9 protein-coding genes are annotated in these 13,540 nt (G+C 39.7%); 1 reads left to right on the top strand and 8 read right to left on the bottom strand.

Annotated elements, in window-relative coordinates:
- Window positions 1-77 precede the first annotated feature (77 nt).
- From IQ282_RS11170 to IQ282_RS11135, 8 genes are all read right to left on the bottom strand, one after another.
- Window positions 78-1,073, bottom strand: a complete 996-nt coding sequence (locus IQ282_RS11170) for an NADP-dependent oxidoreductase (protein WP_194851930.1) — start codon at window positions 1,071-1,073, stop codon at window positions 78-80.
- Between the two features lie 208 nt (window positions 1,074-1,281).
- Window positions 1,282-1,602, bottom strand: coding sequence for a thioredoxin (gene trxA / locus IQ282_RS11165; protein WP_194851929.1), 321 nt, complete (start codon window positions 1,600-1,602; stop codon window positions 1,282-1,284).
- Between the two features lie 102 nt (window positions 1,603-1,704).
- Window positions 1,705-6,057, bottom strand: coding sequence for a DNA polymerase III subunit alpha (dnaE, locus tag IQ282_RS11160; RefSeq protein WP_194851928.1), 4,353 nt, complete (start codon window positions 6,055-6,057; stop codon window positions 1,705-1,707).
- Window positions 6,058-6,310: 253 nt separating this feature from the next.
- The gene (locus IQ282_RS11155; protein WP_228547297.1) at window positions 6,311-8,965 is read right to left on the bottom strand and encodes a carboxypeptidase-like regulatory domain-containing protein; all 2,655 of its coding nucleotides are present in this window, start codon (window positions 8,963-8,965) and stop codon (window positions 6,311-6,313) included.
- Between the two features lie 59 nt (window positions 8,966-9,024).
- On the bottom strand, window positions 9,025-9,831 hold the full coding sequence (locus tag IQ282_RS11150) for a GLPGLI family protein (protein ID WP_194851927.1): 807 nt from the start codon (window positions 9,829-9,831) through the stop codon (window positions 9,025-9,027).
- Between the two features lies 1 nt (window position 9,832).
- Complete coding sequence (locus tag IQ282_RS11145) at window positions 9,833-10,141, bottom strand: hypothetical protein (protein WP_194851926.1); 309 nt, start codon at window positions 10,139-10,141, stop codon at window positions 9,833-9,835.
- Window positions 10,142-10,276: 135 nt separating this feature from the next.
- Window positions 10,277-11,044 (bottom strand): GLPGLI family protein, encoded by a 768-nt coding sequence (locus IQ282_RS11140; protein WP_194851925.1) that lies wholly within the window; start codon window positions 11,042-11,044, stop codon window positions 10,277-10,279.
- A 151-nt stretch (window positions 11,045-11,195) separates the two neighbouring features.
- The gene (locus IQ282_RS11135; RefSeq protein ID WP_194851924.1) at window positions 11,196-11,642 is read right to left on the bottom strand and encodes a ferritin-like domain-containing protein; all 447 of its coding nucleotides are present in this window, start codon (window positions 11,640-11,642) and stop codon (window positions 11,196-11,198) included.
- 622 nt (window positions 11,643-12,264) lie between these two features.
- Between IQ282_RS11135 and IQ282_RS11130 the strand changes: the two genes are divergently transcribed.
- Complete coding sequence (locus IQ282_RS11130; RefSeq protein WP_194851923.1) at window positions 12,265-13,539, top strand: ribonucleotide-diphosphate reductase subunit beta; 1,275 nt, start codon at window positions 12,265-12,267, stop codon at window positions 13,537-13,539.
- Window position 13,540 lies beyond the last annotated feature (1 nt).

Here is a 13,540-nt window from a genome sequence, read left to right as displayed (position 1 = left end):
CGTTGAGCTTTAAGTAATAAATTTAATCCTTCAATAATCTGTATCGGTTATTTAGGACGAGACATATATAAGACGTATCAATAAACCTTCACCACCATTTTCCCTTTGTTCTTCCCTTCAAACAAATCGATAAATGCCTGCGGAATATTATCAAAACCTTCTACAACGGTTTCTTCATATTTCAACTTTCCGTCCTTTAACCATTCGCCCAGTTGTTTGATCCCCTCTGGGAATTTTTCTTGATAATTGCTGACGATAAAACCCTGCATTTTGACACTCTTCTTAACGAGCGTTGTTTCTAATCGAGGTCCCGTAGGCTGCTCTGTTTCATTATAGAGAGATATGGCGCCGCAGTTTACCACGCGCCCCATGCGATTGATATTCTCCATAGCGGCATCCAGCGTATAGCTTCCCACATTGTCATAATAAACATCGATCCCATCAGGCGCCGCTTCTTTAATTGCAGCAGAAAGATCGTCTGTCGTATCATAATTGATACCCGCATCAAAACTAAATTTCTCTTTCAACATTGTGATTTTCTCATCGGTTCCCGCGATTCCTATCACTTTGCAGCCTTTTAACTTTGCGATCTGTCCCACTATAGAACCTACAGCTCCCGCTGCTCCTGACACTAATACGGTTTCTCCCTTCTTGGGCTCCCCTATTTCTAGGAGTCCAAAATAAGCCGTCAGGCCGGTCAAACCTAAAATTCCCAGATTTGCACTTAATGGAACCTGCTCCTTATCTACCTTGCGCAATCCTTTACCATCACTGGTAGAGAATTCCTTCCACGGTAGCATTCCCGTCAAATAATCACCCTTAGCAAATTTTTCATGGGAGCTTTCTACAACCTCGGCAACGATGGCAGTTGTAATAGGTTCATTTAATTTAAAAGGTTCTACGTACGATTTCTCATCCCGCATGCGGCCGCGCATATAGGGATCAACGGATACATATTTGGTTTTTAAAAGAATTTCCCCATCCTTAGGTGATGGCTTTTCTGAATCTGTAAATTCAAAATCGCTGGTTTGTGGAGTTCCGGTGGGTCTGTTTTTTAAGAGAATCGTTTTCATGGTAGAAGTTTTTATAAAATTAAGGCTAACGCGCTCTAACTGCTCTTAGTACCGTCTTAAACTTGCAGCCCATTGCGTTAAAATCCTATTACTATTTCTTATGGCTGAGGTGTTGCGATTCCGCTTTCGCGAAAGCGAACTAACCTCAAATTACCGCATAAAAAAAGCCCATCGTATCGATGAGCTTCTTTATAAATTGTAGCGGAATCTATTTCATTAGATCGTCTAGCGCATCTGTGTACGCATTCTTGGGAGCAACGCCCACCTGACGACCTACTACCTCACCGTTTTGAAAAACCAAAACCGTAGGAATGTTACGAACGCCATATTTTGCGGCAAATTCTTGATTTGCATCCACATCCATCTTACCGACAACGGCCTTATCTGAATATTCCTCAGAAACCTCATCAATGATAGGTCCTACCATACGACATGGTCCACACCATGCTGCCCAAAAGTCAACCAAAACTGGTTTATCACTCTTAAGTACGATTTCTTCAAAATTTGCATCTGTTATTTCTAGTGCCATGATATCTTTATTAATTAGTGTATACAAAGTTAGGTAAAAGGACTGCTATAAATCTTAAACCTATATTAGAGTTGCCTATAAAGGTATGCGATTCACCAATTATTAGTTGATTCCATACCCTATTTCTGCATCGTCTAGCATCCGTAAAAGCTCTGCAGTCACATTTATCTTTTGCATTCTACTGGACAGATTTATAGAAATTTTCTCTTCGTGATCCTTTAAATTGAAAAACAATTGTTGATCGCCTTTGTGTTGTTCAATAATATCTTTTAAGATTTCTACCCGTTTTTCCATCACCTCATTTGCATGAAATTCAATTGTTAAGGAACGTGCCGCATTTGACATCACATCTTGTAATTGTTGCATGTGGGTAAATAAAATTCTGGGATCTCTAGGCTTTCCTGTATTCTTATCTATCCATCCTTGTTGAATCTTAATTTTTGCATGTAAAAATGTATTAGGAACTAAAAAATGGCGGAATTTCAAATAATCCTCTCCAAACAAACGGAATTCATAAGTGTCATTATAATCCTCAATCGCAAAGGTTCCCCATGGCTTATTTGCCTTGCTCACGAGATGACGGCATTCCGTCACAACACCGCAAAAACTGAGGTCGCGATTCACCATCGATTCCAGGTCTGTTAAATCTGAAAGATTTGAGTTACAGAAGAACTCGACTTCTTTTTTATAATCGTCCAGCGGGTGACCAGATATATAAATACCAACGACCTCTTTCTCACGCTTTAATTTTTCCATCGTTCCCCAGTCTTCACAAATAGGTAATTGTGGCTCTGGAATCTGCACATCACTTGCCTCACCGAATAAACTGACTTGAGCGCTGTTTTCGTTTTCCTGGAACTTCTGCGCGTACTTCACCACCAGTTCTAAAAACACCTGACCGTTCTCTGCTTCATGGAAAAACTGTGCTCGGTTCTCGCCGCCTAAGCCATCAAATCCACCGCTTAAAGCCAGTGCTTCAAACGATTTTTTATTTGCCGCCCGCAGATCGATCCGTTTTGCCATATCAAAGATGCTGTGGTATGGTTTTTCTTTTCGGTTCTCTATGATGGTCATCACAGCATTATGACCCAATCCTTTCACAGCACCCATCCCAAAGCGAATAGCACCCTTAGGATTTACCGTAAATTTATATACAGATTCATTCACGTCTGGCCCTAAAACATCAAGACCCATGCGACGGCATTCATCCATGAATTTAGTCACGTCCTTGATCTGGTTCATGTTGTTCGACAGGGTTGCCGCCATGAATTCTGCTGGATAATTTGCTTTTAAATAAGCCGTTTGATAGGCAATCCATGCATAACAAGTGGAATGCGACTTATTAAAAGCATAGGAAGCAAAGGCTTCCCAGTCCTTCCAGACTTTTTCTAATATCGTTCTATCGTGACCATTTGCTTCTCCCGCATCTAGAAACTGAGGTTTCATTTTTTGAAGGGTAGCCATCTGCTTTTTACCCATCGCCTTTCTCAAAACATCAGCTTCACCTCTGGTAAAATTGGCTAGCTTTTGAGATAGTAACATCACCTGCTCTTGATATACCGTAATTCCATAGGTTTCCTTGAGGTATTCTTCCATGGCTTCCAGGTCATAGCTTATCTCTTTACGACCGTGTTTGCGATCAATAAATTCTGGAATATATTCTAGCGGTCCCGGGCGGTACAAGGCATTCATGGCAATTAAATCTGCAAACTGTGTGGGTTTGAGCTCGCGCATGTATTTTTGCATTCCCATACTTTCATACTGGAAAATGGCCGTAGTTTCTCCACGCTGGAAGAGTTCATAGGTCTTCTCATCATCCGGCGGTATGGCTTCTATATCAAGCTCAATGTGATGTCTGTCTTTTATAATAGCAATAGTATCCTTGATCTGGCTCAGCGTTTTCAGACCCAAGAAATCCATCTTCAACAATCCTGCATCCTCCACTACATTGTTGTCAAACTGAGTGACGTACAGATCAGAGTTTTTAGCGGTAGCAACGGGAACAAAATTAGTCAGATCGTCTGGTGTGATGATCACACCGCAGGCGTGAACGCCTGTATTGCGTACAGATCCCTCAAGGATTCGAGCCTGTTTGAGCATTTGAGCCGTTGGGTCATTGCCTTCGGCAAGGCTACGCAGTTCCCGCACCATGTCTGCATCATCCCCACGGAAATTGGCACTGATCTCGTTATCTTCCAATGCAAATATTTTTTTCAGCTTGGCAAAATCCGGAATCAGTTTTGCGACGCGGTCTGCATCTTGAAGTGGTAGATCCAGCGCTCTCGCACAATCCCGAATAGAGGATTTTGCCGCCATCGTACCATAGGTAATTATCTGTGCTACCTGAGAAGCTCCATATTTTTCAATTACATAATCCATCACTTTATGCCGATTCTCATCATCAAAATCAATATCAATATCGGGCATGGATATACGATCCGGATTTAAGAACCGCTCAAAAAGCAGGTCATAATGGATGGGATCTACGTTTGTAATTTTCAAACAATACGCAACCGCACTACCGGCAGCAGACCCACGGCCCGGGCCTACCGCCACACCCATAGCCCGAGCAGCTTTTATGAAATCCCAGGTAATTAGAAAATACCCGGGATAACCCGTGTTTTTTATAACGTCCAGCTCAAAGTCAAGTCGCTCTTTGATATCATCTCCCAGGTCTTCACCGTAGCGCAGGGCCGCACCTTCATAAGTAAGGTGTCTTAGGTAGGCATTTTCCCCATTATTTGTTTTGTTGGTGGCGTCAGTAGCATCCACAAATTCCTGTGGAATGTCAAATACGGGCAGCAATACATCCCGTGCCAGCTCATAAGCCTCTACCTTATCCACCACTTCCTGAATGTTTGTAATGGCTTCAGGCAAATCCTTGAAAATCTGCTTCATTTCCATTCCAGACTTGAAGTAATATTCCTGGTTAGGCAACCCATAACGATAACCACGACCGCGGCCTATGGGCGTTGCCTGCTTTTCATTGTCCTTTACACAGAGTAAAATATCATGCGCATTTGCATCTTCCTTATGAACGTAATACGTATTGTTTGTGGCAACAATTTTTACATCATGCTTTTTAGCGAGATCCAGCAAAACGGCGTTGGCCCGTTGCTCATCTTCCTGTCCATGACGCATTATTTCTACATACAGATCATCGCCAAATCTCTCTTTCCACCATTCCAGAGCTTCCTCGGCCTGTTTTTCTCCTACATTTAGAATTTTTGAAGGCACCTCGCCGTATAAATTTCCCGTCAGGACAATCAGGCCTTCTTTATATTCCTCCACCAGTTTTTTATCGATACGCGGCAAGTAATAGAACCCTTCTGTATAGGCCTTACTGGCCATTTTGGCGAGATTGTGGTAGCCGTTTTTGTTTTTGGCTAGCATGACGATCTGATATCCGTTGTCCTTAACAGATTTATCGTTCATATCCTCACACACCTGAAACTCACAGCCTATGATGGGTTTTATGGGTTCGCGGTCCTTAGTATCCTCATTTCCCGCAAGACTTGCGTTATAGGCCTTGACGGCTTTTACAAAATGGAACGCGCCCATCATGTTGGCATGATCGGTCATGGCTACTGCCGGCATATCATTAGCCGCAGCGGCTTCTACCAGGTCCTGAATACTGATGGTGGATTGTAGGATGGAAAACTGGCTGTGATTATGTAAATGGGTGAATCGAGCAGAACTAAGCTCATCAAGGTTTTCTGCAATTTCCTGTTTGGTAATTTCTGGCTCGACGTGTTCAACCAGTTTTTCTGAAGCTTTTTTTAAATTGATGTGCTTGATTCCTGCAGGGGGAATTGTGGCAGGATTGCTTTCGCGAAAGCGAACTAAGTAACCCGCATCTTGCTTTAATTGTGCAATAGTATATTGTTGAAGTCTTACTAACTCAAAAAAGCAGCGGGTCGTGGCCTCAACATCTGCAGTGGCATTGTGAGCCTCGCCAAAGGGTGTTTTAAATAAAAACTCATGAAGCTCCGTCAATGTAGGGAGTTTGAACTTTCCACCACGGCCGCCGGGAATCTGGCACAGCTGCGCGGTATGTTCCGTACAGGTATCCAGCACTGGGATTTTCTGCAACTGGTTTGCAATACCGGTGCGTTCAAATTCTGCTCCCGTGACATTCAAGTCAAATTTAAGATTCTGACCTACGACAAATTTTGATTGCGCTAAAGCTTTATTAAATTTCTCGAGCACCTCCACCAGCGGTCTTCCTTCCTTTTCTGCCAGAGCGGTAGAAATGCCGTGAATACGTTCAGAATCATAGGGGATATCATATCCTTCTGGAGTGATCAAATAATCCTGATGATCCACCATATTTCCCATCTCATCATGTAATTGCCAGGCGATTTGTACCACGCGTGGCCAGTTGTCCACATCTGTAAATGGCGCATCCCAGCGTTTAGGAAGTCCAGTGGTTTCTGTGTCAAATATTAAGTACATGGCAGGCAAGGAATTAGATTTTTTGAACATCAAAAGCAAAACATTACCTTGATTATCAAACTATTATAAAAAAACGAATGGGAGGTTTCTGAAATTTAAAGATAGAATAAATCCTAGGTTTTGAAAAGCTGACTTATCAACAATGATGGAGTGAAAAAAGACCGCTGCACTAAAACTTCGCTCAATCACCACTCTAAAAGATAAAATACAAAAGAAGTGTTACTGGTAAATCATAGTTTTCATAGAAAATTGTCTAAAACCGGTACTTTACATTCATCAACAAGTATCTGGGCAACAATCGATAGGTGACTGTTGAGGAAGAAACATCGTTGATGGAACTGGTTCTAAACTGCTCTGTGTTGGTCAGATTTCTTGCCTCCAGCGAAAACGAAAACTTACTGTCCTTCAACTTGTACCGCGCATCCAGATCCATGAAGTAATAGGTGTTGTCGCCCTCGTTAATGTTACCAAAGAAATAACGCTCTGACTTCAGCTGAAAATCAAACTGGTCGTTAATCACAAAAGACAGGTCCAGAAAGCTGGTATTGTCTGTAAAGCTGTTCTTGATACCGCTTGCCTCGACCGTATTGAATGCCCATTTTGTACCGATATGATAATTAAATATACCGCTAAAAGCAGATCGCAGCTCAAATCCCAGACCATAATTGACCGTTTGAACTTCTCTTAGATCTGAACCGTTGATACTGTTCTTGAATTCTGTCTGGACATAACTTCCCTTGACCTTAAAGTTCGAACTCAACTTACTAATATAATAATCAAGATTTGTATTGAGCAGGTAGGTCGCACGATCCTGAATAAGAATCTTGTCTGTTTTTGAGAATTGCTGCTGTATGATGGAATTCGTACTGAAGAAATCGTAATTTTTTGAGTAGGTGGCAAAAACGTTTGCCAAAAACTGGTCTGACCAATTGCCCAGCGTATAATTAAAATTTATACTTCCAGATTCCAGCTGATTAAAATCTCCAGTCCCACGGGCAAACGATCTGTAACTGGTCAATATATAATTATCATAAACGTCCAGAATACCCGCATTAGTCGTATTGTGGGAAATTCCCAATCCCACATTATTTTTCCTGTTGATCTTATAATCTAGATTCAATCGCGGATTCACAAAAAACGGAGTTTCATTATCCTGTATGGTTTCAGTTTCCAGATTGTTGTTCAACTGGTGTGCGTCCAGACTTCCAGTGACCTTCAACTCGCCCAGTTTATAGAGGTATTTTGATTTGACGTACAGATCATTGACCCTATAATCCACATCATTGCCGTAGTCTGATGGCGGTTGGGAGATGTTATCGCTTTCGCGAAAGCGTATTTCATTCAATAACTGGTCCTGCCGGTATTCATTCCCTACTTCAAGTTCCAGCAAGTTTCCATTTTCCCTCCTGTCCAAATAGTGCAGATTAAGACCGGCATACAACATTTTATTATCCAGTGCCTGCTGCACATTGTCCGGTTGCGGGTTGGTGTTGAACAGATCATCAAAGAAATACTGGTTGACCTGATAATCCTGTGGCGATTGCTCCTTGATCACTCTTGCCGTTGCCAGCAGGACTTTTTGATTATCAATTCGTTGTGTGTAGGTCGTGATGTGGTTAAAACGTTCCTGTGCCGTGGTCAGGGATTCTATAGTGGAGATGTCATTGAATTGCAAATTACTTCCCGCATCGTTCCCACGATCGCTGTATGAGGTAACCGATTCAATCATTGCTTTTTTGCTAAGGTCATAATTGAGCTGGAACTTACCGTAGGTCGTCTGGTATTTGTTGCGTAATTTGTAATCTTCTGTATTGGTAAAGTTGGTCCCATTTGCAAAAAAGGATGCGGTACTGTTTCTAAAAAAGTCTGTTTCATCCCAGTCAAAGAAAGCTAGCGTCTTGATCTTCAATTTCTCGGTAGGATTAAAAATAGCGTTGAGTGATAGCAACTCTGCATTGTTAAAGTTGGATCGTCTTGCGGAGAAGTTGTACAATCCAGCCTCAAGGTTTAATAAATTATTGACTTGTTCACTATCACCTATACGACCAGGCTCGCCGTAGCGTGCAGGATTGATCAAGTTTGAGATGTCGCCAGTGGCATCCTCGCCGGTGGAGTTGGCATTGCCCAGAAAATAAAATTTGTTCTTTTTCCCAAAGCTCATCAAATTGAATCGTGCCCTATAAAAGGAATCCCCTTCCAGATCTTGCCCTACTTCTACATTCCCGAACCATTGCCGCTTGGCATCTTCATCCAAGGTTAGGTTGAGGGCAATCTTGTCACTTTCTTCAATGCCTTTTAAAAGTTTGTTGTTGGAATAATGCTGTAAAACCTCAATCTTGTTGAGCGGTTTTACCGGCATATTTTTTGTCAGGATCTTGTAACCCTTTTCAAAAAAGTCGTCGCCTTCTACCATGACTTTTTCTACTTCTCGATTATTAAACTTGATGGTTCCTTCCTCATCTACTTGAAGTCCTGGGATCTTACGCAGTAAATCTTCCACTACTTCCTCATTGCCCTGCATAAAGGCTTTGGCGTCAAAAATGATGGTGTCTTTTTTAACCCTTATGGGTAAGTCTGCATTAATGATAATCTCATCCAGTTGTTGTTGTTGCTCTGTCAGAATAACATCGATAGTCAATAATTTATTGATGTCAAGAACATCAATCTCAATAATTTTTGGGGCGTAGGATAGGGATGAAAGTTTTAAAAAGTGTTTGCCTGTTTGTTTTGCTTTTAAGGAATAAAAGCCTAGATCATCTGTTTGACTATAAGAGACAATACTACTGTCTTGCATTTTTTGCAGTAAAACGGTAGCATAAGAGACAGATTGAGAAAGAGAGTCGGTTACGGTGCCTGAGATTTGGGATAGACATATGGATGGCAGCAATAAAAAAATAAAAAGACCCAAAAAGGTCTTTTTTATTTCAATATGATTAGTGCACTGGTTATTTATCTCCTTCAAAATAATTAAAATGAAAAATTAATCTCTGATCTATATTCATTGGAAGGTTCTAACCATTGATCGGTTGAAAAGCCATATGTAATTGAATTAGTTCTAGAACCGGATCTTGCTTTACGGATTTTCAATCCTGCAATTTTAGCTTCAATTCTGTTCTGATCAAATTGCTTATAGCTCACATTTTTAAATTTTTTCTGTCTTTCTTTGAAATCTTCCACCTTATCATCCATAGACAAAACACGATTTATTTTTTTAAGTGTCCACCCATAAGTGTTTGTTTGGTCCCTTATTGAAACAATCAATCCTGGCAGACCGTTAAACTTCCATGGTCCTGCAGTAACTGGAATATCATATGTAAAATAAGCCTCATATTTTCTGCCTCTGAATTCCAAATGCGCTAAAAAGCATTTATAACCTGATAATTCTAAAGTCTCATCGGTAATTTCCCATTTCATTTCAGGTAAATCTTCGTTAATTGATAAAAACCTCTTTACGCCTCGGCGGTCAAATCTATTCTCAATTAAATGATTTTTATTCCTCTCTATTAAGATTTCAGAAAAGTATTCCTTTTTGTTTACCTGATGCAAAAGAATTATTGATGGATCGTCCTTTAAACTTCCTAAAGATTTGGGGGAGTAATCAACATTATAATAAAGATAATCATCACTAATCGTTACTGTAGTGTTTCGGATATTTACTATTTCAGGCACATAGGTAACTTTTAACTCATAGTCCAAATGCAAAAAATCAGTCTGAGCTTGGATGGAGCTCAGACTGAAATTTAATAATAATGAAACTGTTAATGCTTTAAACATTTTATTCATATTGCGTTGATGGATTTTTTAAACTGTGATCCTCCTTAGCCTTATCTACGTTAGCTTTGCTTCCACAGTTCGTATCGCTTGAAACGTTATAGTCAATTAAATCTATCGTTTCACCCTCTTCATTTACAAATCTGTAACGACAAATTTTTCGAAAATCAATCTCATTATCTATTGATTCAATGGTTGTGACAATCAAAGATGATTTTTTTTCTTTTTTCTCTAAATTGATGTCATCTGGAACAATAAATCCACTACTCAACATAAACACTCCAGCAAGCCCGGCAAATAATAATTTTCTCATAATTAAAAGTTTTAATTGTTAATATGAGTTAAAGAAAGTAAGAAGGTAAGAAGGTAAGAAGAAACCTAATTTATTTTTAATTATTTACTGATGACTGTGTTAATTAACTATAATTATTCACAATGGTTAATTGATTTACTTCTCCCATTCAAAAACCCGTTCTATACCTAAACGTGTGGTTACACTAGATGTTTGCGTTGTTCCCTGTGGCAATCTCGCAGCAGATGCTTTGTTTCTATTTTCCATAAATTCCTCCCTAAGTTCTTCAAATTCTTTGAGGGTTATTACTGGCACTTCATAATCTGCTATTGAAGGAAGCATTAAATCTTCTCGCTTATTTGATATCTTTTTTGCGATCCAGGTATGATAACTGTCTGAACTTTCTGTCGAAAGTTCCAGAATCAAGCCTGGCAACCCCATAAATTTGAATGGCCCGTAGCTTACAGGAATTTGATCTGTGAAAAAAGCAGTGAAATCCCTACCCCTAAAATTTAAAGTAGCCACTTGACATTTATAGTCTCCTATTTGTTTAAATTCGGTTCTAATCTTCCAGTCTAAATTCAAATTTTTATCCTCCACCAAAAATCGTTTCTGGTCATTTGAAATCGTGTAGGCGGTACTGGATTTATTTGTTGCGTTTAAGAAGTAAATAATATTCTTGGTTTTAATATCACCGCCGGTAATAACAAAGTGATTTCCTTCTTTTTCTTCGACATTCACTTCCTCTTTCTTATGAATGGGCGGTTTGATGTAAACCGCTTCATTATTCTTTACATAAAGGATCTCATGGTTTGAGTAAAAATTATTTTCATAATAATATTCGACTTTTAAAACCTGTTGAGCGCTCAATGAACTACAACAGAATAATGTAGCTGCATATAGTATGAGTGTTTTTCCTATCATCGCGTAAACTTAAGGAATTAAAACAATTGTTTAGCCATCACCTAAAACAAATGGGATCCTAGATTCAATAAATCAAAAAAAATCCCATCTAAGCCAAAGCTTAAATGGGATTCTCCATTTATAAAGATCTTGCGATCCTCATAAAATTATTTTACCAGGTTTTTTCCATTCCTTCAACTTTCGTCAAGGATGCCTGTATGTTGTCTCGGTGTTTAGTCAAGACGCTTTTTGTAGAAGGTGGCAAAGTGCTTTCGCTCAGTACATCGTTATATTCTTCCACCGCTGCTTTTTCACCTCGTACTGCTTCTTCCAGTACGCTTTCTGCCTCATCAGAGGAGAAGGTAGATTTAATTTTCATCCACCCGCGGTGTGCATCACCTGCTAGACTCGTTCCTTTATTAGGTTCTTGTCCGAAGCTTTTCATTTCGGCTTTTAATTCATGGCCGAAGTTGTAACGTTCCTGAGCTTGTTGGCCAAAGAATCCTTTTAATTCCGCATTATCTACTTGATCTTTTGCAGTTTTGTAACCTGCTTCTGCATCATAATTTTTTTCTAATAACGCATTTAATTTTTTTCCTACTTCGTCTGTATAACTCATGATAGTTGTTTTAGTTGTTAATTATATAGCTAATCTACAACCATAACCAGTGTTTCGTTGCGTAATTAATAATGCTTTGGCTAATAATTGTGGAGTTATTAACGAATGGCAGATTGAAATCAGAATACTATTAAATTGTTTAACTATTTAGTTGGTTATTCAATTCTATTTGTATCGACATAGTGTGTAGGATTTTAGCGGTGACTTTAAAGTGCTGACAGCTAGCAAACCCATCTGTACAATTTGGTTCTGTTGCTTGTTGATAACATGAAAAATTCACAATGCGATTACAAGGCACCTACTATCAATCGATTACCTTTTTTTGATTCTAAACCTAGATCCATTTGTTACAGAAAAGATATGATTAAAAAGTGATGCCTTTATAGCAGATCTATGGTGTGATATGACGCTTTCGCGAAAGCGAACTCCCGTTAGACCTGTTAACAACACACAGATTAATGCAGCGTTCAAGCGTACGAAACGGACTACTAACATCGATGTTTTCAGTCTCATTCTAGCCTCAAACGTATGTTGATAAAATCTGAAGAAAGGAATCACGAATAGGCGGCAAATGCACTCATCAATACCGAATTTTAAATTTCAATAGAAATACCCAGTTCAGATGGAAATTACATACATAAGGAAGAGAGATTTTAGCGTTAAGACTTTTACGCTTGACAAGATCACAAATGCAGTACTGAAGGCAATGAAGGCTGTCAATTCTGGCACACAGGAAGCTGCGCAAAATGTTGCTCTTGCCGTTTACAAAACCCTAATGGACCGTCAAAAAGTGGATCCCAATTATATTCCTACTATTGAACAGGTACAAGATATCGTAGAAAATAAACTGATGGAAACGGAATTTCACGAGGCCGCAAAAGCCTACATTCTATACCGTAACCAGCGCGCCGTTGAACGCAAGACAGATATATTTGAAAAGCGTGTCAACCTGAAACCGTACGAGTATCCGCAATTGTATGATTACGTTCCAGCAATTAGACATTCCTACTGGATCCATACGGAATATAATTTCACGAGTGATATTCAGGATTTTAAATCTGGATTGACTGATCTAGAGCGCAGTGCGATCAAGAATACCATGCTAGCCATTTCCCAAATCGAGATTGCAGTAAAATCATTCTGGGGCGATCTATACCACCGCATGCCTAAGCCAGAAATAGGTGCCGTAGGTTCTACGTTTGCAGAAAGTGAAGTGCGCCATGCAGATGCTTATTCGCATCTTATCGAAATTTTAGGATTGAACGAGGAGTTCAAAAATCTTAAGAAAAAACCGGTCATCATGAAACGGGTGCAGTATCTGGAAACAGCCTTGCGCAATTCTAAGGCAGACGATAACCAAAGCTATGCAGAGGCGGTACTATTGTTCTCGTTATTCATTGAACACGTATCCCTGTTTTCTCAGTTTCTTATCATCATGGGCTTTAACAAGCACAAGAATATGTTGAAGGGAATTTCCAATGTTGTAGAAGCAACCAGTAAGGAAGAGCAGATCCACGGCGACTTTGGTATTGATCTGATCAGAATATTGCGCGATGAGCAACCAGAATGGTTTACAGAAGAATACCATGAGCGCATCAAACAAATGTGTATCAAATCCTTTGAATCAGAAAGTGCCCTTGTGGACTGGATCTTTGAAGAAGGAGAACTGGATTTCCTACCTAAAGCGGTAGTCAACGAATTTATCAAAAACCGATTCAACAATTCTCTCGTGAGCATAGGCATCGAGAAAGTGTTTGAGATCGACGAGGAACTTATCGCACAAACAGAATGGTTTGACGATGAAATTATAGGAACAAAACATGGAGATTTCTTTGTAAAGAGATCCATCAACTATACCAAAAGAGCGCAAAGTGTAACTAAAGACGACCTATTTTAAT

Origin of the sequence: Nonlabens antarcticus (assembly GCF_015356755.1) — a bacterium.
GTDB classification, from domain to species: Bacteria; Bacteroidota; Bacteroidia; order Flavobacteriales; family Flavobacteriaceae; genus Nonlabens; species Nonlabens antarcticus.
Note: the sequence above shows the minus strand (reverse complement) of the source record. Positions and strands in the feature narration are given on the sequence as shown.

Excerpts from the sequence above, each read along its gene's own strand:
- IQ282_RS11130 (WP_194851923.1), top strand. The coding sequence starts at position 12,265 with ATGGAAATTACATACATAAGGAAGAGAGATTTTAGCGTTAAGACTTTT.
- trxA (WP_194851929.1), bottom strand. The coding sequence starts at position 1,602 with ATGGCACTAGAAATAACAGATGCAAATTTTGAAGAAATCGTACTTAAG.
- IQ282_RS11135 (WP_194851924.1), bottom strand. The coding sequence starts at position 11,642 with ATGAGTTATACAGACGAAGTAGGAAAAAAATTAAATGCGTTATTAGAA.
- dnaE (WP_194851928.1), bottom strand. The coding sequence starts at position 6,057 with ATGTACTTAATATTTGACACAGAAACCACTGGACTTCCTAAACGCTGG.
- IQ282_RS11150 (WP_194851927.1), bottom strand. The coding sequence starts at position 9,831 with ATGTTTAAAGCATTAACAGTTTCATTATTATTAAATTTCAGTCTGAGC.
- IQ282_RS11145 (WP_194851926.1), bottom strand. The coding sequence starts at position 10,141 with ATGAGAAAATTATTATTTGCCGGGCTTGCTGGAGTGTTTATGTTGAGT.
- IQ282_RS11170 (WP_194851930.1), bottom strand. The coding sequence starts at position 1,073 with ATGAAAACGATTCTCTTAAAAAACAGACCCACCGGAACTCCACAAACC.
- IQ282_RS11140 (WP_194851925.1), bottom strand. The coding sequence starts at position 11,044 with ATGATAGGAAAAACACTCATACTATATGCAGCTACATTATTCTGTTGT.